12 protein-coding genes are annotated in these 20,399 nt (G+C 61.0%); 1 reads left to right on the top strand and 11 read right to left on the bottom strand.

Annotated features, from left to right (window positions below; genetic code table 11):
* Positions 1-39: 39 nt before the first annotated feature.
* The 6 genes from P5205_06840 to P5205_06815 form a co-directional block, all read right to left on the bottom strand.
* Complete coding sequence (locus tag P5205_06840; protein HSA10073.1) at positions 40-597, bottom strand: acyloxyacyl hydrolase; 558 nt, start codon at positions 595-597, stop codon at positions 40-42.
* 117 nt (positions 598-714) lie between these two features.
* Positions 715-1,341, bottom strand: coding sequence for a response regulator transcription factor (locus P5205_06835; protein HSA10072.1), 627 nt, complete (start codon positions 1,339-1,341; stop codon positions 715-717).
* A gap of 23 nt (positions 1,342-1,364) precedes the next feature.
* A complete protein-coding gene (locus P5205_06830) occupies positions 1,365-4,397 on the bottom strand; it encodes a two-component regulator propeller domain-containing protein (GenBank protein HSA10071.1) in 3,033 nt (1,010 codons plus the stop codon).
* 32 nt (positions 4,398-4,429) lie between these two features.
* The gene (locus P5205_06825) at positions 4,430-5,263 is read right to left on the bottom strand and encodes an NIPSNAP family protein (GenBank protein ID HSA10070.1); all 834 of its coding nucleotides are present in this window, start codon (positions 5,261-5,263) and stop codon (positions 4,430-4,432) included.
* Between the two features lie 770 nt (positions 5,264-6,033).
* The gene (locus P5205_06820) at positions 6,034-8,154 is read right to left on the bottom strand and encodes a tetratricopeptide repeat protein (GenBank protein ID HSA10069.1); all 2,121 of its coding nucleotides are present in this window, start codon (positions 8,152-8,154) and stop codon (positions 6,034-6,036) included.
* A gap of 235 nt (positions 8,155-8,389) precedes the next feature.
* Entirely contained in the window at positions 8,390-10,003 is a 1,614-nt protein-coding gene (locus P5205_06815; protein ID HSA10068.1) for an AMP-binding protein, read from the bottom strand.
* 133 nt (positions 10,004-10,136) lie between these two features.
* Here P5205_06815 and P5205_06810 point away from each other — a divergent pair, with 133 nt between their 5' ends.
* Positions 10,137-11,528, top strand: a complete 1,392-nt coding sequence (locus P5205_06810) for a Gfo/Idh/MocA family oxidoreductase (protein ID HSA10067.1) — start codon at positions 10,137-10,139, stop codon at positions 11,526-11,528.
* Positions 11,529-11,576: 48 nt separating this feature from the next.
* Here the strand turns inward: P5205_06810 and P5205_06805 are convergent, their stop codons facing one another.
* The 5 genes from P5205_06805 to P5205_06785 form a co-directional block, all read right to left on the bottom strand.
* A complete protein-coding gene (locus P5205_06805; protein HSA10066.1) occupies positions 11,577-12,905 on the bottom strand; it encodes a Gfo/Idh/MocA family oxidoreductase in 1,329 nt (442 codons plus the stop codon).
* A 179-nt stretch (positions 12,906-13,084) separates the two neighbouring features.
* Positions 13,085-14,461 carry an O-antigen ligase family protein gene (locus P5205_06800; protein HSA10065.1) on the bottom strand — a complete coding sequence of 459 codons (1,377 nt, stop codon included), beginning with the start codon at positions 14,459-14,461 and terminating at the stop codon, positions 13,085-13,087.
* Positions 14,462-14,782: 321 nt separating this feature from the next.
* Positions 14,783-15,505 (bottom strand): PEP-CTERM sorting domain-containing protein, encoded by a 723-nt coding sequence (locus tag P5205_06795; GenBank protein ID HSA10064.1) that lies wholly within the window; start codon positions 15,503-15,505, stop codon positions 14,783-14,785.
* A gap of 246 nt (positions 15,506-15,751) precedes the next feature.
* Complete coding sequence (locus P5205_06790) at positions 15,752-17,038, bottom strand: nucleotide sugar dehydrogenase (protein HSA10063.1); 1,287 nt, start codon at positions 17,036-17,038, stop codon at positions 15,752-15,754.
* Between the two features lie 248 nt (positions 17,039-17,286).
* Positions 17,287-20,399 (bottom strand): MBG domain-containing protein (locus tag P5205_06785; protein HSA10062.1); only part of this gene is annotated, 3,113 nt, incomplete at its 5' end.

The raw sequence follows: 20,399 nt of genomic DNA, 5'->3' as shown, positions 1-20,399 counted from the left end.
AAGCCGGGGCCGGGGAAGGTCAACCGCGCCGCCGCGGATTCAGAACCGGTAGCTGAGTCCGAACACGTGCATATTTAAGCCCGGGTTGTGCTCGGAGAGATTGGCATTGGACATGTGCTCAAACCGGTAGCTCAGATGCCAGTGTGGCGCAAAATCCCAGTTTAACCCGACGTGGCTTGTGAACTGGGCATACGAGCCGAAGTCCTTCGAGCCGAATGCATGCTTGGTCAGAATAGTCGGACTGATCCCGCCATCCAGCGACAGCGGCAAGCGTTGCCGCCCCAGCATCAGGCTGGGTCCGACCGTTCCAATTGCGGCACTCTCTTCATCATCACCCAGCCAGCCAGCCGAAAGATCGAGCCGCGTCTGCAAATACCACTCTTTGCCCAGATCCCAATCCCACGGCAAATTCCAGCTCACAAATCCCTGGGCTTCGTTGAAACCCCAACCGCTCTCGTTTGCGGAGAAGCCGCCCCGCACACCTGCAGACTCCAACCGAAAATCCGCTCCGTAACTTGAATCGCCCCATGCCATAAGGAAGGCGACGACCCATGCCGCTACACCAATCCGCCAACGCGTCTTGCTTGGTACATCCATGCGCGCAAATCATGTCCGACATTCCTCAGCTGCACAAGGCACTATCAACGCCACGATGGATCCAGTCCCGGCGGGATTAGAGATCCACATCATCGCCCCCGGTCGGCGCGTTTGGCGCTAACGGCGCAGGAACTTGGCGACCGCCTCGGTTCGAGTGCGGACCTGGAGCTTCTCGTAGATGCGGCGGATGTAGGTGTGCACAGTCTCGTAGCTGATGCCAAGCTTATCCGCAATTTCCTTGTAGAGAAAGCCCTGGCTCAGGCAATCGAGCACCTCCTGTTCGCGCTGGGACAGGTTCTCGGCCGGCTGAGGGGACGGGCCCACTCTCTGAAACGACTGCGTGACTTTGCGCGCGATGTGCGTGGTCATGGGCGAGCCGCCCCGATGCACCTCGCGGATGGCCTCCAACAGTTCGGCGCTCTTGGTGCGCTTGAGCAGATAACCGGACGCCCCGGCCGCCAGTGCCGCGAAGATGTTATCCGTGTCCTCATAGACCGTCAGCATTACCGACTGGATGTTCGGCGCCAGTTGTTTCAACTGCCGGACGCACTCCACCCCGTTCATGCCTGGCAGATTGATGTCCATCAGCACCACCTCGGGGTTGTCTTTGGGCAAGCCCGCCAGCGCGGCCTCGGCGTTGGGGTATTGGCTGACGCACTTGAAGCCTTCGGCGCGGCCGATCACGCGCGCCAGTGTCCCACGCAACTGGTCGTTGTCTTCTACGATGGAAACTGTGATTGCCATAACATCAGTCGTTGCGATCTATCTCACCCGCGAACGCTCCCGAGCGGCGCGGTCAGCCGCACCAGCGTGCCGCCTTCGGGCGCGGGCCCGATCGAGAAGCTGCCGCCGACATCCTCCATGCGCTTGCGCATATTGCGCAACCCATTCCTGGCCTGCGCCGCCTTTTGATCCATGCCGGCCAGTCCCCGCCCGTTATCCTGGATCTCCAGGCTGAACCGGCTGTCGTCGAATTGCATGCGGATCACGACCGCCGTGGCCTGCGCATGCCGGACAACGTTGGTGATGCTTTCCTTGGAAGCGAGGAACACATTGTGCCGGACCTCCGGGGAAATCGGCGTCCCGGGCAACTGCGACGGCACCTCAAGCCGATAGTGCAAGCCAGCCACGGCCAGGTAATCTTGGGCGTACTTGCAGACGTAGGTGATCAATCCATCCAACGTGTCGTTCGAGGGATTGACCGTCCAGACGATTTCGTCGAGCGCGTGCGTGGTTTCCAGGGCGGCCTGCTCGATTTGGCGCGCATGCGCCTCGACCTCCGCCGGACGGTTCTTGTCGCTTTCCACCAACTCGCCCAGGAGGGAAATCTGTGTCAGGCTGGCGCCGAGCTGGTCGTGAATGTCCCGTGCGATGCGGGCCCGGTCCTTCTCCACGGCTTCCTTTTGCCGCAAGACGGCCAATTGGCGCTGCAACCGTTGGGTGGAAACGTAATGGACTGAGCCAACAATCAGCCCCAGCAGGCACAGCGTCGTCAAGCCGAGGAACCACCATGTCCGCCAAAACGGCGGCAGCACGGTCACCGCCAGCGTGGCGCCTTGCCGACTCCAAACGTCGTCCTCATTGCATGCCTTGACCTGGAAATAGTACTGGCCCGGAGGCAGCTTGGTATATCGCGCCTCGCGGACGCTGCCCGGCTGCTCCTTCCAGGTCGTCTCATAGCCTTCCAGCCGGCACTTGAACCGTCCCCTCTCCGGAGCAGCCAGGTTCAAGCTCGCATACCGGATTTCCAAGCGCTCCTTGCCAGCCGGAACGGTTACCGCGTGGGGCGGCGATGCCCGCAAGGTGTCGGGATTCTGCAGCCGGCCGTCAATGAGCACCGCTTGTATGATCACCGGAGGCGGATTCGTGTTCGGCAGGAGCTGCTTCGGGTTCAAGGACGCAAGGCCCCTGATCGTCGGGAACCAGAGTGTTCCGTCCGCGCCACGCAACGCGCCCGGCTGGGAGCCCGCGGTGCATTCGGTTGCCGGCAGCCCGTCCGCTTCCCCGTATAAGCGACAAGAGATCAGCGTGTTAGTGTCTATGGCAAAGCGGTTCAGCTCCGCTTTCTTCAGGCGCATGAGGCCCGCGTTGGAGCCGATCCACAGGCAGCCTTGTCCATCCTCCAACAGGTAGCCCAAGCTATTGCTGGCCAACCCTTCCTCCTTTGAATACCGGGTCCATTTACCCCCTTGGAATCGGGCCAGTCCGCCAAATGTAGCCACCCACAACACCCCCTCACGATCCACCTCCACGGCCGAGATGCGATTGCCCGGCAAGCCCTCGGCCTTCGTAAAACAAGTGAACTGTCCATCGCGCAATCGGTTCAGGCCACCGCCTTCGGTGCCGACCCACAGGCTCCCGTCGGGGTCCTCGGCGATCGCCCGCACGTCGTTGGCGGATAGGCCGTCGCGCGTGGTAAAGAGCTTCAGGTCGTCGAACCTCAGCAATCCGCCCTGGGTGCCCAGCCAGAGCCGTCCGGCCCGGTCCTGAAAGATGGCCGAGATTCTCGTGTCCAGCGCCGGCGGCAGGGCGAGCGGCACAAACCGGCCGTACTCCAATTGGAACAGGTGCGGTCCCAGCGCGCCCCAGGTGCCGCTTAGAATCCAATTGCCGCCCAGCGCCCCCTGGTTGCGGCCCACGAACACCGATTTCACGTCCAAGAGCGTGTCCGGATTGACATCCACCACCACAGAGCTGGGGATCAGGCGGAACTGCTGCGCGCCGTCCGGGCTCCAATGATCAATCCGGTTGCCGGTGTAGCCGATCCACACCGCGCCCTGGGCGTCTTCGCAGACCGACTGCACCACCGATTCGCGCGACCGTTCCAGCACCTCAAAGAGCTTGCGCTTCACCCGGTTCAGACCGCCGCCGTTGGTGCCGACCCAGAGACAACCCTCCCGATCCACCGTCACCGCCAGAACGGAATCGTGGGACAGCCCCTCTTGCTTGGAAATCCGGGTGGCCTTGCCGTCGGCGTCAAACCAGTAAACACCGTCACCATAAGTGCCCACGACCAGGTTGCCATTCTGGTCTTCACACGCCGCGAAGATGGACAGCGTGCTGGTCCATGGATACGCTCCCAAATCACGCTCCAGCCGGTCCCCCTTCCACTTCTGAATCCGGCCGTTGGCCAGGCGCCAGTATCCGCCCCCCTTGCTGGCGAGCAGGAAGTTCAGCCGGATTGACTTCACTTCATCTGTGACCACTGGAATTGGGTTCAGGGCGACCAGGCTCAAATCCGTGCCTACCCAAAGGCGGCCGGACTCCTCCGCTATCAGCGCCCGGCATGTGCTGCGCGTGCCCGCGCCAGTTTGCCAGACCTCAAATTTCCCGTCCCGATGCCGCGCCAGCGAGCCGCCATCCGTATAAAGCAGCACCGCGCCACTGGCGTCCTCGCAAATCGCCATCAACCGGTCGGCGCGACCGCCCTGCCCCACATTCACGCTGGCAACCTTGTCCGCTTTGACAATCGCAACGCTTCCGTTTTCCGCGCCAACCCAGAGATTCGTCTGCCGATCCTCATACAGCCGGATGATCTGGCTGCTGTTCAGTCCGGGGGTGTTGTTCTCGTCAAATACCGCGAACTGGACCCCGTCAAACCGCGCCAGGCCATTCAATGTCCCCACCCACAGGTAGCTGTCCCGCGTCTGCGCCACCGCCAGCACGACGCTCGACGGCAATCCCTGAGCGGTACCCAGAACGTCCACCGTAAAGCGAGAGTCGGTCGCCGCGCGCGCCGGCCCGCACCAGAACAACAGCAGCAACCCAGCGGCGGCAAACGGCCAACTTTGCTTCGGCATACGCGGTTCCTCCCCGGACCCGGCCCGGCCCATCAGATCTGCGAATACGGTGTCGGCACCAGAAAGCGGTTCGATATTTTCGACACCGTGTCCGCGTATTGCGGATCGTTCTTGAGTTTGTCCCAGATGGGGTGCACGCGGAAGGCGTCCCAATGCTGCTTGTGGGCCTCCTGGTCCTCCGCCGATAGCAGGTAGGCCAAGTGCGGAAGGTTGCTCCCGACGAGCGCCTGGCCGAAAAAGACCGGGCCCAGTCCGACATCGCGCATGAGCTGGGTCTCGCCGGAGTTGAACATCTCGACCTTCTTCAGCGCCTTCACCTCGCTGTGGCTTTCGTATGTGCGCAGCTCGAACATGCGCGGCTTGTGCGCGCGACAATACGCCGGCAGTTCCACCCTCGGCATCCCCGCAAACGCCAGCATCAGCCAACTCTCAATTCGCTCGAAGGCGGGATTGTCCTTGGGCGACTCGAGGTATTCCCCCCCCGCCGCCAGGTATGCCGTAAGCGTATTCAACCGCGCGTTCGACACGGCGTATGCCTCGATACTGGCGTAGGGAATAAGCACCAGCACCGCTAAAGGATCGGTAACCTCCGTGGCTCCGGGCGTGCCGGTTCGCTCCTGCTGGACGAACACCCCCACCGGCTTGCTGCCCAGGCGGTTCAAGCCGGGAATAAGCGTCTTGCTGAGGTAAGCATCCAACCGCCCGCGATCTGCGCCGCTCTTCAAACGATACATGCGCAGCTCGTAATACTCTTGCTGCGTACCTCGATTACCCCCCGAGGAGACCTTGCCTTGTCCGTGGGCGCAGTTCAAACCGGCCAGCGCCGTTACGGCCATGGATGCTGTCAGGAATTCACGTCGTTTCATTCTTGCGTATTGGTTGTGGACGGCCATCGCCGTCGCAGGCTGTTGCCTGTCCAAATTGAAGCCGTTTCCTCCAGTCCGCACCATAAAAATATTACGCTCTTCACTCGCGAACTCCATGGTTGCGAGGCAGAACGTCGCTGATATTCCGCACTTACTTCCTTTTTCCGACCCGTGCACTGTCGACCATTGCGGCTTTCGGATACGCAATATCTGACGACAGTCGGACCACAGAGCGGGCTTGGTCGCCAACTTTTCACCGCTCGCGGCAATTCTCCCGCCCAACCCTCCAACTGAACGCCTTGGTAACGCAACCCATCCATGCAATCCCCTATTCCGGGACTGGATAGCCGCCCCAGCGGAAATCTGCGCACTGTCCATTTTTGAGACAGTGATGGCTCCCAAGCACAGCATCCGCAGCCGGAAATCCCGGTGTGACTACGCTGTGACACGCGACATGCCCCAGTGTGTATCCCATGGGGCCCGACCCCCATGGGAACCACACCGTCTCCCCGCCGGATTGTCGCCGTCCCATGGCCGTATTTGGCTTTGGGGCGGGGTGCCTCAGGCGTGGGGCCTGGACGAAGCCAGTCGGTGAGCGTGGCTGGATATACCCGGCTTGCGAGGCAAGTCTTAAGTCCGTGTGCCCGGGGAAACGATGCTAACCGGTACTGGCCAGGTTGGATTCCGCGCTTTGAGCAGGCAATACGTCAGTGGACCTGCAAAATCACGCACTTGGCCCGCCACGCGACCTTGTCCACACGCAACACGCGTCAGCGTGCCTTTCTTTGCCTATCGCCGGCACTGGGAGCATTATCATGGTACGGTTTCCCGGCACGGTAGAGCTGCAGCAATTGCTGGCCGACGGCGGCCAGCCGGGCGTCGCCCACGGCGCTGGCGGCCGCGATTGACTTCTGGGCCGCCACGACCGCGTCGCTGAAGCGCCCCACCTCGGCATAAGCCGCGGCCAAGGCACTGAGCGGCCGGGCTTCCGTGTAGCTGCTGGCGCGGCACGCGCGCTCGGCAAAGCGCACCGCTTCGGCGCCATTCCGCACGGAGCCGTCGGAGCAGGTGGCCAGTATCCAGGCCACGTTGTTCAGTGATTCCAGGTGGTCCGACTGGACCGCGAGGACCTGCCGATACTCGGCCGCCGCATCCCGAAAGTTGCGTGTTTGATACAGCAGCGTCGCCAACTGCAACCGCGCGTCCACGTTTGGACGCAGCCGCAGCGTTTCCCGAAGCTGCTCCACCGCCTCCGCTATCCTCCCCTGCTCTGCCAACGCCGACGCGTAAGCCCTGCGAATGTCACTATCTGTCGGCTTGATTCGCAGCGCGGTCTGGAAGTGCGGTTCGGCCTGGGCGAAGTGTCCTTGCAGCGACAGAACCCGCCCGAGGTTGCTGTGCGCCTGCGCATTTTCCGGGCGCACGGCGAGCGACGCCTCCAGGTGCGCGCGCGCCTCGTCATACTTCTTTTGCTCGGCCATCATCCAGCCAAGATTTGCATGAGCGCACCACGCGGTGGGATTCTTCGCAAGGGTGTCCCGCCAGAGAGCCTCCTCGCTCACAAACACTCGCGCGCGCAGCATCCCCGTCACAGCCAGGGCCAACACCACCCCACCTCCGGCCAATCCCAATGCCAAGCTGTGGGCGCGGGACGCTGCGCGCCCGGTGGGGCTCATGGACGAGGCGCAGCCGCCGACGTTATTCGGTAACAGCCCCGGTTCGGGATCACTGCCCCGACTGATTTCCGCGGCTACGGGAGTATGAAAAATGCGGGTTGCTGCCCAATTCAGCCCTGCCGCCGCCAGAGCGGCCACTGCGGTCAACGGCAGGTAGGTCAAATGGTCGGACACCCGCGATAGCGCCAGAAAGAACATGTCAAGGAAGCCCAACACCGGAAACAGCATCACCGTGAAACAACCCAGGCCAAACAGCACGTGCCGGCCCCAAGTCCGCCGCAGGCCCCAGCAAACGGCCAAGACACCGCACCAGAGCAGCAGCGGCAGATATGACAATGCGGCACCGGCATCGATTTGCCACCGCGGGTAAATCATGCACTGGTTCAGCGGGAGCAGCGCTTTGCCCAGGTAGAACCAGAGCGCCATCCCGGCCCCCGCCAGCCTTCCCCAGAAGTTCTCGCTCTGCACCGTAGCGCCGCCGATGGCCTCGCGCGCTTGAAGCCCGATGGTCATCAGTCCGAACACCAGCGCCAGCACGAAGAACGGGCCGACAGGCAGCCAGTCCCGCCGCCCAATGCGGCCGCGTTGCCACCAGGCACAACCCAGCAGAACCACCGGCAGCATGACCGTCGAGGTCTTGCTGAGGAGCGCCAGCACGAAGGCCAGCAATGAAAGCCAGTAGCTTGGTGAAACGGCAGGCGCGAGCGGCGCGGAGCGAGCCTCGGAATCGAACCGCAGATACCAGAGGAGGCTTAGCAGGTAGAACGGCAGTGACAGGGTGTTTTTGAGCTCGGATATCCACGCCACGGAGGCCACACACACCGGGTGGACGGTGAAGATCATCGCGGCCAGCCAAGCCGCCGGGATTCTCAGCCGCGCGAGCACCCGCCACAGCAACAGGGCGCCCGCCGCGTGAAGCAGCACGTTCACCACGTGGTAACCCAGCGGGTGTTCTCCCCAAGCCAGCCACTCCAGCCACAACGCCACGTTCGCCAGCGGAAACTGCCTGCGGAACCAGATGGACGCCACTCCCAGTTCTCCCGTGACCAAGGGGTTCCGATGCACCCCCAGGAAGTCATCCCAAAGGAACTGGCCGCGCAGCGCCGGCCAATACACCGCGAACGCCGCCAGCACGAGCAATGCCCCCGCTGCCAGTTCGCGCCAACGCAGGGCGAGCTGCGCAGCCGGCCGCGTGGTTTCGGGACGTGCCGGCACGCGCGCTGAGTGCTCGCTGCTCATCCGTGCTCCGTCCTGATCGTGGGGGCAACCCCGGTCGAATGAGGATGGCCATAGCTACACTCCATCCTCGAAGACGCATGCTTAAAGCGCAGATCGCCAGGGGGATTCGCGCGCCACCGCCGGACCGCGAGCCGACTTTGACTTGCAGCCACTTGGTCCGTGCCGTCAACAGGAGAGTTCACCCATGCCCCCAGTCGTTCTGGAAGCCGCTTCAAGCCGAGGACGGCTCGCGCTCTTCCTCCTTTGTTTGCCTCAGATCAACGCGACGGGTCTTGCCACTGGTAGTCTTGGGCAGTTCCCGCACAAACTCAACCTCGCGTGGGTACTTGTAGGCGGCGACCAGTTTCCTGCAGTGCGTCTGCAGGTCGGTCTTAAGCTCATCGCTGGCCTCGATTCCCGGGCGCAGCACCACACAAGCCTTGACAATTTGCCCGCGGAGCAAGTCCGGCTTGCCAATCACCGCCACCTCCAGCACGGCCGGATGTTCCATCAGCGCGCTCTCCACCTCAAACGGCCCAATCCGGTAACCGGAGCTCTTGATCACGTCGTCCGTGCGGCCCATGAACCAGAAATAACCGTCGGCGTCGCGTGTCGCGCGATCCCCGGTCAGGTACCAGTCGCCTTTGAACTGGGCCGCCATGCCCTCCGGGTTGAGCCAGTATTCGCTGAACAGAGCCAGCGGGCGATCCGGCTTCACCCGCACTGCCACCTCACCTTCCCTGCCCGCGGGCACTTCGCGCAACTGCTCATCCAGGAGCGCGATGGTGAACCCCGGCGTGGGCTTGCCCATCGAACCAGGCCGCACCGGGTGGCCCAACGATCGGAAGTTGCCGATGAGCACCACCGTCTCTGTCTGGCCGTAGGCTTCGTAAATCGTCAGGCCAGTGGCCTCGCGCCAGAGATCCAGCACCTCCGGGTTGAGCGGCTCGCCCGCGCTGACGCAATGCCGCAGATGCGGAAAGCGCCAGGCCGACAAATCCTGCCGCACAATCAGCCGCAGGGCGGTCGGTGGCGCACACCATGTCGTAATCGGAAACGCCGCCAGCGTCTTCAGGGCCAGCACAGGGTCGAACTTGCCCGGCGAGTCCAGCGCGAACACGCACGCGCCCATGTGCCACGGACCGTAGAAACTGGACCACGCCGCTTTGCCCCAACCCAGGTCGGACAGGTTCCAGTGCACGTCATCGGGCCGCAAATCCAGCCAAAGTTCGCCCGTGAGGCGATGGCCAAGCCCATAGCTGGCCTGTGTGTGCACAACCATTTTGGGGTCGCCGGTTGTCGCGCTGGTGAAGTAGAGAATGCCCGGATCATTGCTGCGCGTGCGTTCGCCGCGAAAGCCGGCGCCGGCCTGACGAAGACCCTGATCGAAGTCACACCAGCCCGCTCGCGCGGCGCCAACGAGCAACCGCACGCCCTCGAAGCCGCCCACTTTTGCAGCGCCGTCCTGGTTGGTGATCACGGCGCGGATGCGCGCACTGCCCAGCCGATAAGCCACATCACGCGACGTCAGCAACAGCGTCGCCGGGACCGGCACCGCCCCAAGCCGGATCAGTCCAAGCATCGCAATCCACCACTGCGGAATGCGCGGCAGCATCAGCAGCACGCGGTCGCCGCGGCGAATACCGCTTGCCCGCAGGACTTCCGCCGCCCGGCAGCTCAGGACAACGAGTTCGCGGAAGCTGAACTTCTGCTCCGCCCCGGTCGCGGCGTTGACGCACCACAGTGCCGGAGCATCCGGGCGCTGGCCGGCCCAACAATCAATGACGTCGGTGGTGAAGTTAAAGTGAGACGGGGCCTTTATCGTCTCCTGATTTGCGCTGTGCATTGGGGTAAACAGATATCGAGGGGGATCGGCAATGTAAAGCCGAGGCCGTTGGCGGGAAGGCGGCGCCTGCCCTGGGCTCTACCGAATTTTCTGGCATTGACAGTCGCGCCGCATCCACAAGAAGATGTCGCCCATGAACGAAACGTCAAATTCTCTTACGACACGCCGCGAGTTTATCAAGACCACCAGCCGCATCGCCGCCGCTTCCGCCCTGGCAGGGGTGGCCTTGCCTCATGTCCACGCCGAGGGCAGCGGACTCATCCAGTTGGCTTTGGTCGGCTGCGGTGGACGCGGCACCGGCGCCGCCAACAACGCCCTGGCCAGCAAAGGCGGTCCGCTCAAGCTCGTGGCGATGGCAGACGTATTCGAGAACAAGCTCAAGGACAGCTTTGACGGCGTGACCAGGGAAAAGAAAGACCTGGTGGACGTGCCCCAGGACCGCAAATTCCTCGGATTCGACGGCTACAAGAAGGCGATGGATTGCCTCAAGCCGGGGGACATCGTGATTCTGACTACACCGCCAGCCTTTCGCTGGTTCCAGTTCGCCTATGCGATCGAAAAGGGGCTGAACGTGTTCATGGAGAAGCCGGTCACGGTGGACGGTCCGACGAGCCGCAAGATGCTCAAGCTCGCCGAGGACGCGAAGGCCAAGAACCTCAAGGTTGGGGTGGGCCTGATGTCGCGTCACAGCCGGGCGCTGCAGGAACTGCACCGGCGCATCGAGAACGGCGAAATCGGGGACGTTATCCTCATGCGCGGCTACCGCATGCACGGGCCGGTGGGCCACGCGTTTCAGACCAAGTGGCCGGGGAGCCCCAGTGAATTGCTCTGGCAGGTCAGGCATTTCCACGCTTTCCTGTGGGCCAGCGGCGGCTGCTTCAGCGACTTCTACATCCACCACATTGACCACCTGTGCTGGATGAAAAACGCCTGGCCCGTTAAGGCTCAGGCGCTGGGCGGTCGCCACTACAAGCTAAACCCCGAGGGCCTGCCCTACGTGGATCAGAACTTTGATTCGTATGCTGTGGAATACACCTTTGCGGACGGCAGTAAGTTTTACATGGACGGCAGGTGCGTCAACGGCTGCAACGACATTTACTCCAGCTATGTGCACGGCAGCAAGGGCTTGGCCATCGCCGCCAAGTCGAGCGACTGCGGCGGCCCCTCCAGCATTTTCAAGGGTCAGGCTATGCAGCGCCCGAATATGCTCTGGAGTTCCAAAGTCGCGCCTGAGGAGGCGGACCCTTACCAGAACGAGTGGAACGACCTGATGGACGCCATTCGCAACGACAAGCCTTATAGCGAAGTCGAGTACGGCGTTAAAGCCAGCCTTACCTCAAGCATGGGACGCATGGCCGCTCACACCGGCCAGGAGATCAGCTTCGAGGACATGCTCAACTGCGAACACGAGTTTGCCCCCGAAGTGGACAAGTTAACGATCGACTCCGCCGCCCCGTTGCAGGCCGACAAAGACGGCAAGTACCCGATGCCTATGCCGGGCATCACCAAGAAACGGGAATACTGATTCCCCGCGCACCCGTAATCCTGGCCTCGGCCCTTACGCAATCCAGCTTCACACCACCACGGTTTGGCCGGGCATAGCAACGGGGTAAAAGCCGTCGGCATCCGGCAGCACAGGCGGCGGGACATCCCAACCAAATGTCTTCGGCAGTAACTCGATTTTCGAGTTGAGCGCGGCATCCCATTCAATCTGCTGCCCGGAATAGGTGCACATGCGCCCCAGAATGGCCGTCATCGTGCTGATACCTGCCCACTCAGCTTCGTTAAAAGGCTTGTCGTTCCGAATGGCGTCGAACAGGTCCTCATGCTCCTGCTGGTAGGCGTCCTTGCGGGCATCCTTGGCGTTGTATCGCCACGATTCCGCCCCCTTGATGGCAAACAGGTTCCGGCCGGCAATCAGGTCTGCGCTGCCTTTGGTGCCCAGGACATGCTCGGAGACGCTGGTCCAGCAGCCGGGAATCTGGCGGCATTGGCTGAGCATGCGCACGCCATCGGCGTATTCAAATTCGACAAAGTGGTGGTCAAAGATCTGGCCATGCCTCCTGGCATTCCGCACCTGGCGTCCGCCCATGCCCTGGGCGCGAACCGGGTGGGCGCCTTTGATCCAATTACACACGTCAATGTTGTGGCAATGCTGCTCGACAATGTGGTCGCCTGAAAGCCAGGTGAAGTAATACCAGTTGCGAATCTGGTAATGCATTTCCGTCTCGCCCGGCAGCCGTTCAACGCCGTCCCGCGAGTCCCCGTCCCAATAACACCGCAGCGACATGATGTCACCCAACGCCCCATCGTGCAGGCGCTTGACCGTCTCCAGGTAGCCGCGCTGGTGATGGCGCTGGAACCCAACGCCAACCTTGAGATTCTTCTTCTTCGCCTCCTCGGCCGCGGCCAGCAGTTGCCGAATGCCCGGGGCATCCGTGGCCACGGGCTTCTCCATAAAGACGTGCTTGCTCTGCCGCACCGCCTCCTCAAAGTGGATGGGACGGAATCCGGGCGAAGTTGCCAGAATGACAACGTCGGCCAGTGCAATGGCCTTCTTGTAGCCATCGAAGTCAGTGAACTGTTGGTCAGGAGGGACATTCACTTTATCCGGATGCTGGCCTTGCAGGCTGGCCAGACTCTGCCCAAGTTTCTCCGGCAACAGATCGGCCAGGGCCACCAGCTTTGCGTTGCCGGCGGCCTTGAGGGCTTGGTTGGCTGCGCCACTGCCGCGGCCACCGCAGCCCACGAGGGCAATTTTGATTAAATCGTTGCCAGCAGGGTGAACGCTTGTCGCGGCTGGAAGCGAACCGAGAAGGGTAGCGCCCGCGAGAGCTGAGGAACCGGTTTGGAGAAACCGGCGCCGCGAGATGCTGGACTTGGGGTTCGGAAATGAGTTCATGAGTTAGGTGGATGTTCGCGAATACAAATACTATTCCCTGATAATATGTTCACAGTTGCTCCGCAAGGACGTTTTGGCCATTCCACGCGCTGGCGCTACAAATAGCAGACTGAACCACCCCTGTGAAAAGACCATCAAGCCTCCCGCGAGGCTTTTCGCTATGTGTGGAAAACAACCTGCTATGCCCGGCGGGTAAGATTGAACAGGATGGAACAAAGAACTACAAAGAGGAACACGATCGAGTGAATCTGAAAGGGGAAGTCGTAACGGGCGTGCACCAGGCATCCGGCCAAGGCCAGCCAGATCAGAACTGCGAAGCGCCTGCCGCCGTGAATGCCGCCGCGCGCGAACCAGCGCAACAACACTACCGTTAGGGCCAGGGCAATTAGACCTATGCCAAACCAGCCGAACGTGATCCGGGTTTCCAACCAGTCGTTGTGCAATTGGGCTGGCCAGTAGGTCTCTGTTGTGAACCGGTACAGTTGGAATACGGTTTCAAACGTGCCAGGGCCGGTGCCAAACAGCGGGTAATCCTGCGCCATCGGACGGGCCAAATCATACATTCGTTCGCGATGCTGGAAGCCTTCACCCAGCTGAGCCATGCGAGGTTTCAGCGCCTTCCATCCCAGCGCGAACCCCAGCGCCAGCGCGCCGGTGAAAAACAGCGAAAGGCACACCAGCGTGATCGTTCGAGTCTTTCGGTCCAGCCGCAGGCGGGCGGCCAGCAAGAACTGAATGGCGGTGAGGGAAAAGGCGGCTAGCACCGCGATGCCGATCGTGATCAACGCGCCCCCGCGGCTGGTGGATATGATCGGGCAAGCCGCCATGACGCAGCAGCAAAGGAGGATTGCATGGTGCGTTTTGCGTTTAGGGGCATACGATTGGTTGAGTGTCCACCAAAAGCCAAGGCAGACCGGCCAGAGGAGATTGAAGTATTGCGAAGCATTCGCTCGATAGGCATAGGGACCGAACTGAGTGTCCGCGCCCGGGTTGACGCGCGGTTTCACCAAGAAGAGCAGTCTCCCAGAGCCTTCCAGACGCTGTGCGATCCCCTCCACGGCAAGCAGTCCGCCGTTGACAGCCAATACCCACAGCAAGCGCCGTAAACGAGCTGGAAGCAGCGGAGCCGAGCCGTCGCCGCCGGTCTCCCCTCGGCGGCGTTCGGCCCGTTCTTCGACTGCAGACTTGCCGAGCAGCCAGTCCCAGACAGCCCAAAAGGAACAAGCCAGCCCAAGGTAACCCCAGAAGGCCGGCCAGCTTCGACCGCTGTCCAGGCTGTGGGGCAGCCACTTAAGATAGTCATCATGGTAGGCAAAGCTCAGTGCCTCGGCGTGAAAGGTGGAGCGGGCGTTGGCTGCGCTGATGAGGCAGTAGCCCAGGATGACAACCGTCAGGCCGAAAAGGAATGCGGTGAGGCGCGACACCGCCACTCCGCACCGCCCGCCAACCTCTAATGAACGTTCATCGTTCCAACGAGGCGGTTGATAACCCTTGAGTCGGCGAATAGCCAATTTGGCGGTGAGCAAAAAACCCAATAGATAGCCCGCTGCGTTCATGAGCCAAATGGACCACGATTCGGTCGTGCCGAACGCCCAAGGACTGAAAACTACCGTGGCATAGATCAGCAATTCTGTCAGGTCCTCGCAGACACGGTATAGCTGAACATCGCGGGCGCGCAAGGGATGGCGGCTTCTGGCGCGGGGGAGAAGACTACTGCTCTCAGCAGCGTTCCGCGTGCACTGAACAGGAGTGTCAGACTTCGCAGCGCGATCCATCCCCCGGGATTGAAGTGGAGCAAGCAGCGCTTAACAAGCCTTTAGTGGCTGAGGCAGAAACAGGCGGGCTACAGCGGTCAGAAATCAGCGGTTAGTGCCAAGTCAGACGGCATCAATCCATTGCACGACTGCAGTCCGCCACTGATGAATACGAGTCCTTACCTGCCGGTTTCTGGCGAGCCCCACCGTCAGGAAGACTCCCGCGAAAATACCCAGCGCCACGTTCACCGGCTCCGGCACCCCGTTGATGTTCAGATCCCAACTCACTAACGTGCTCTCCTCGCCCGACGACAAGTCCGCGAAGAAAATCGTCCATGTACCGTTGGGATTCAGGGACTCGAAATTGGCGAAGGTCACCGTCCCTGCGGCATCAAATTTGTCCGGCGTCGATAATGGACTAATCGTGCGCCCGTCAGGATCCCAAGTTCCTGTCAACTGCCCGCTCCCGTTGAAACTCGGGCTGTAGTTCCCATAAAAATGCACATTGTTTGCGCCGGAATCACTCAACGTCACGTTAAATCCGGTGTCACCGTACCCGAAAGCATCGCCGGTGTGGACCCCAACCCGGTTCAATAAGGGCAGTAGCACGCCCCCGTAGCTAAGGTAAGCATATAGGTCGCCGTTGTAGCCGCCTGAGATATTCAGGTTCACACTAATGCTGCCGGGTGTAATCGAGGTGCCGAGCCCGCTGACATCTACCGTGGCGGACCAACCTGCCGGGTTGCCATCGGGAATGGTGCCGTCCCTGTCACTGTAGATGAAGCCGGCATGGGTAGACAAGGTGCACAGCACCACCGCACCGAGGATCAACAATTGTGTTCTCATGGTCCCAGTTATTGCCCGATTATTCAGAGCCCTTACGACTTGTCAAGTCCGCGCGCAAACTATTTCGCAGGCCACCCCAAGGCCTTGCTGACATCGAGATATAAGAGAGGATTGCGCGCCCCTCCTCTCACACCCCACCCGGCGTGCCCGGACGGCACCCCATGTCCAGCGTAGAACAACAAAAGCCGCCCGGTGGGCGGCTATGCAGTCCTCTATGAGGAGGAGGTTAAGTCAGACCAAGTGCTATCAGGCTTTCCAAACGTGGTTGGGTAGTGTGAGCACGGCTGCCATCGCATTCCGCGTGTCCACGACGCATGAGGTCCAATTCGCCAATTCCTGGTAATTGACGCAGGCGTGGTTGGTGGCGATCAAGACCACGTCGAAGGTCGTAATGGTTTCCTTGTTCCAGGCCACCGACTTCGTCCCGACCCAATGGGCATGTTCGCGCGTAGGTTTAATCTGGGGGACGTAGGGGTCGTAATAGGCAACCTTGGCCCCCCGCTCCTTGAGCATATCCATCAAGACATAGCTGGGTGACTCCCGCTCATCGTCCACGTTTGGTTTGTAAGCAAGCCCGAGGACGAGGATGGAACTGCCGTTAATGGACTTCTGTTGATGGTTCAGCGCATCGGCGACCCGGTGCACCACATATAGAGGCATGGAGGTGTTGATCTCGCCGGCCAGTTCGATGAAACGGGTGTTCTGGCCAAACTCGCGCGCCTTCCACGTCAGGTAGAATGGGTCAATCGGGATGCAGTGACCACCCAAACCTGGCCCTGGATAGAACGGCATGAAGCCGAAAGGCTTGGTCTTGGCCGCGTTGATCACCTCCCACACATCTATGCCCATCGCGCTATAAACGATCTTGAGTTCGTTCACGAGAGCGATGTTTACACCGCGAAAGGTGTTTTCGAGCAGCTTCGTTGCCTCGGCGGCGCGGCAGGACGACACCGGCACGACTGTCTTGATGGCCTTGGAGTAGAGCGCTACTGCCTTCTCCAAGCAAGCCGGCGTGTAGCCCCCCACAACCTTCGGAATGAACGCCACTTTGCTGTCGGGATTGCCGGGATCTTCGCGTTCGGGCGAAAACGCCAGATGAAAATCCCGCCCCGCCTCGAGGCCGGAACCGACCTCCAGCACCTTGCGGAGGTCCTCGTCCGTCGTGCCGGGGTAGGTGGTGGATTCCAGCACCACGAGCGCCCCCCTTTTCAGATATCGCGCAATGCTTCTGCCGGTGTCGGTGATGAATGAGATGTCCGGCTCGCGGTTCTTGTTGAGCGGCGTGGGAACACAGATTATAACCGCGTCCACCTCCCGAATGCGGCTGAAGTCGGTGCTGGCCGAGAAGGTCCCCGACTTGACCACCGCGGCCACGTTCTCGGGAGGGATATGCTTTATGTAGCTCCTGCCCTGACTAAGTGCATCCACCTTGTTCGCATCCACATCCAATCCCAAAACCACCACGCCCGACCGGGCGAACTGGAGAGACAAAGGCAATCCGACATAGCCTAATCCAACCACTGCTGTTTTCATCAAATATAGAACGCTGCTATTCTTACGGGACCAAGGTTCGCGAGAAGGTCCCCCTCAATTTTCATCGCTCCCGAATGTAAATACTGCATGAGCCCTTTCGCGTCGGTGCTATTCGCCCGCAAATCCCCCCTGCGACAGACACGTTCTCACCACCGTCACCCAGGCCTGCCCAGGCAGACCTCAACCGCGCACCCCAGACTTTCCTGAAGTCAGAATCCCCAACTCTGTCAGCATCAGCGTCCGCGACATCATGGCGACCACAGTTCGATGCGGTAGAAGCGCTGCGCTGCCGCACCCGGATGGTCGGTAAACGACGCGGTGCCGCCGGTAGCGATCACGAACGGAGCGAGGTTGAGCCAGTTCGTGCTGGCCAGCGTGGTCTTGTATTGCGCTCGATACACGATGTTGCTGGTTGAGGTCCAAGTGATGGTTGTGCCCGTGCCTGCAGTGCGCACGACCGACAAGATTCTCGGCACAGGCGGGGCTGTAACAGTCAGTGTCCCGTTGTTCAAGGTGACGGCATACTTGGAGAGCTTGTTGTCAGGATCCGCCAATGTTGGCAAGATTGGATAAGCTCCGACAGGACTGCTAATCGTGGCAGTAGTGGAAAAAGTGGCTGTGATATTATCCCCAGCTTGCAGCCCGGTGATCGTACCGCTAAACACAGGATTCGCCGCCCCGTAAGGACGGGAAGCGTTGTTGGCCGACACCACTAGTGGCGTCAGGGGCGTCACGGTTGGCATCAACACGGCACGGTAGAAGCGCTGCGGCGAGGTGCCCAACTGATCGGTGAACGAGACGGTACTGCCAGTGGCCGTCACATCGGAGGCGAGGTTAAGCCAGTTCGTGCTCGTCAAGCCAGTCTTGTACTGCAGACGATATAAGAGGTTACTGACTGAAGTCGAGGTGATGGTGATGTTTGTATTGTCGGCAGAGCGAACGATGGACAGAATACTCGGGGCAGTTGGAGCCGTGACAGTCAATAAGCCGTTGTTTGAGGTTACGTTGTAGTTGGAGAGTTTATGATCCGGGTCCGCGAGCGAGGGTACGATCGGGTAAGTTCCTTCCGGGCTGCTGGGTGTGGCGGGACTGGTAAAGGCGGCGGTGATGTTATCGCCGTTGAGCAAGCCGACGACGGTTCCGGTGAACGCCGGGTTGGCTGCGCCGTAGGGCCGGGAGCTATTGTTGGCCGTAACCATCAACGGAGCAGGTGTCACCGTCAGAACGCCGTTGGTGATGCTGACCGTATAGTTGCTCAATCTACCACTCGGATCAGCCAGGGCTGGGATAATCGGATATGTTCCCGGCGGGCTGGTTACAGTGGCGGTCGTGGTGTAGCTAGCAGTAACTTCGTCGTCGTTCCTAAGGCCGGTGAGGGTGCCGGAGAGGACTGGATTCGTGACCCCGTAGATTCGCGAATAGTTGTTGGCGGTGGCGGCCAGCGGAGCGGGCGTTACCGTCAGGGTGCCGTTGCTTAGGTTCACCAGGTAGTTATCCAACTTACCATTCGGATCCACCAACGTCGGCGTGATGGCATACGTGCCCGCCGGGCTGAAGACTGTAGCGGTCGTGCTGTAGGTTGCCGTGATGTTGTTCCCAGCCTGCAATCCGCTGATCGAGCCACCGAATACCGGGTTGGTCGCTCCGTAAACCCGCAAAGCATCGTCAGCCACCACTACTAGCGGCTTCAGAGGCGTCACCGTTGTCAGCAGCACAACGCGGTAGAACCGCTGCGGGCCAGCACCCGGACTGTCCGTGTACGAAGCGGTGCTGCCAGTGGCGGTCACATTTGAGGCCAGATTGAGCCATGTCGTGCCGGCCAGCCCAGCGCTATACTGCACCCGATAAACCTGGTTGCTGACGGCGTTCCAGGTAATCACCCTATTTGAAGTTCCCGCCTTGACGATGGAAGTGATGAGCGGAGCAACTGGTGGCACGCTCGATAGATATCTTACGCGGTAGTAGCGCTGCGGTGTGTTGCCCGGGTGGTCAGTGTACGAAGCGGTGCTGCCGGTGGCGACAACGTCCGGCGCCAAATCTACCCAGTTAGTGTCGGCCAAGTTGGACCTATATTGCAACCGATAGACGCTGTTGCTAATCGAGACCCAGGTAATCACCACGCTCCCACTGCCCGCTGGAGCGATGGATAGGATGACTGGCGTAGTAGTTGCGGTAACAGTCAAGATACCGGCGTTCAAGGTAACTGCGTAATTGTCAAGCTTGCCGCTGGGATCAACTAGGGTTGGAGTGATAGGATAGCTGCCGGCCGGGCTGATCTGGGTGGCGGTGGTAGCGTAAGTGGCAACAATGTTGTCGTTGTTCTGGAGGCCGAGGATTGTACCCGTGAGAACCGGATTAGCCGTGCCGTAAGGACGGGAAACGTTGTTGGCAATCACCATCAGCTCTGCCGGTGTCACCTGCAGTGTACCGTTAGTGCTGCTCAGATTGTAATTGGCCAGCTTGTTGCCCGGATCCACCAGCGTCGGCGTGATCGGATATGTCCCCACCGGGCTGACCGCCGTCGCCACCGTGCCGTAGGTCGCCGTGATGTTGTCCCCGTTCTGGATGCCGCTGATCGCCCCGCTGAACACCGGGTTGGCCGCACCGTAGATGCGATTAGTGCTATTGGCCACCACGCTCAAAGCTGCCGCCGTCACGCTCAGCGTCCCGTTGGTGCTCGAAACGGTGTAGTTAGTTAGCTTGTTGCCCGGATCCACCAGCGTCGGTGTGATTGGATATGTCCCCACCGGGCTGACCGCCGTCGCCACCGTGCCGTAGGTCGCCGTGATGTTGTCCCCGTTCTGGATGCCGCTGATCGCCCCGCTGAACACCGGGTTGGCCGCACCGTAGATGCGATTAGTGCTATTGGCCACCACGCTCAAAGCTGCCGCCGTCACGCTCAGCGTCCCGTTGGTGCTCGAAACGGTGTAGTTAGTTAGCTTGTTGCCCGGATCCACCAGCGTCGGTGTGATTGGATATGTCCCCACCGGGCTGACCGCCGTCGCCACCGTGCCGTAGGTCGCCGTGATGTTGTCCCCGTTCTGGATGCCGCTGATCGCCCCGCTGAACACCGGGTTGGCCGCACCGTAGATGCGATTAGTGCTATTGGCCACCACGCTCAAAGCTGCCGCCGTCACGCTCAGCGTCCCGTTGGTGCTGGCGACCGTGTAGTTAGCTAGCTTGTTGCCCGGATCCACCAGCGTCGGCGTGATCAGATATGTCCCGACCGGGCTGACCGCCGTCGCGGTCGTGGCATAGGTCGCCGTGATGTTGTCCCCGTTCTGGATGCCGCTGATCGTCCCGCTGAATACCGGGTTGGCCGCACCGTAGCTGCGGTTGGCGCTATCGGCCACCACGCTCA

It is taken from the genome of Candidatus Paceibacterota bacterium (assembly GCA_035452965.1).
In the GTDB taxonomy this organism is placed as follows: domain Bacteria; phylum Verrucomicrobiota; class Verrucomicrobiia; order Limisphaerales; family UBA8199; genus UBA8199.
The sequence above is the reverse complement of the archived record's forward strand: the minus strand, read 5'-3'. Positions and strand labels throughout refer to the sequence as shown.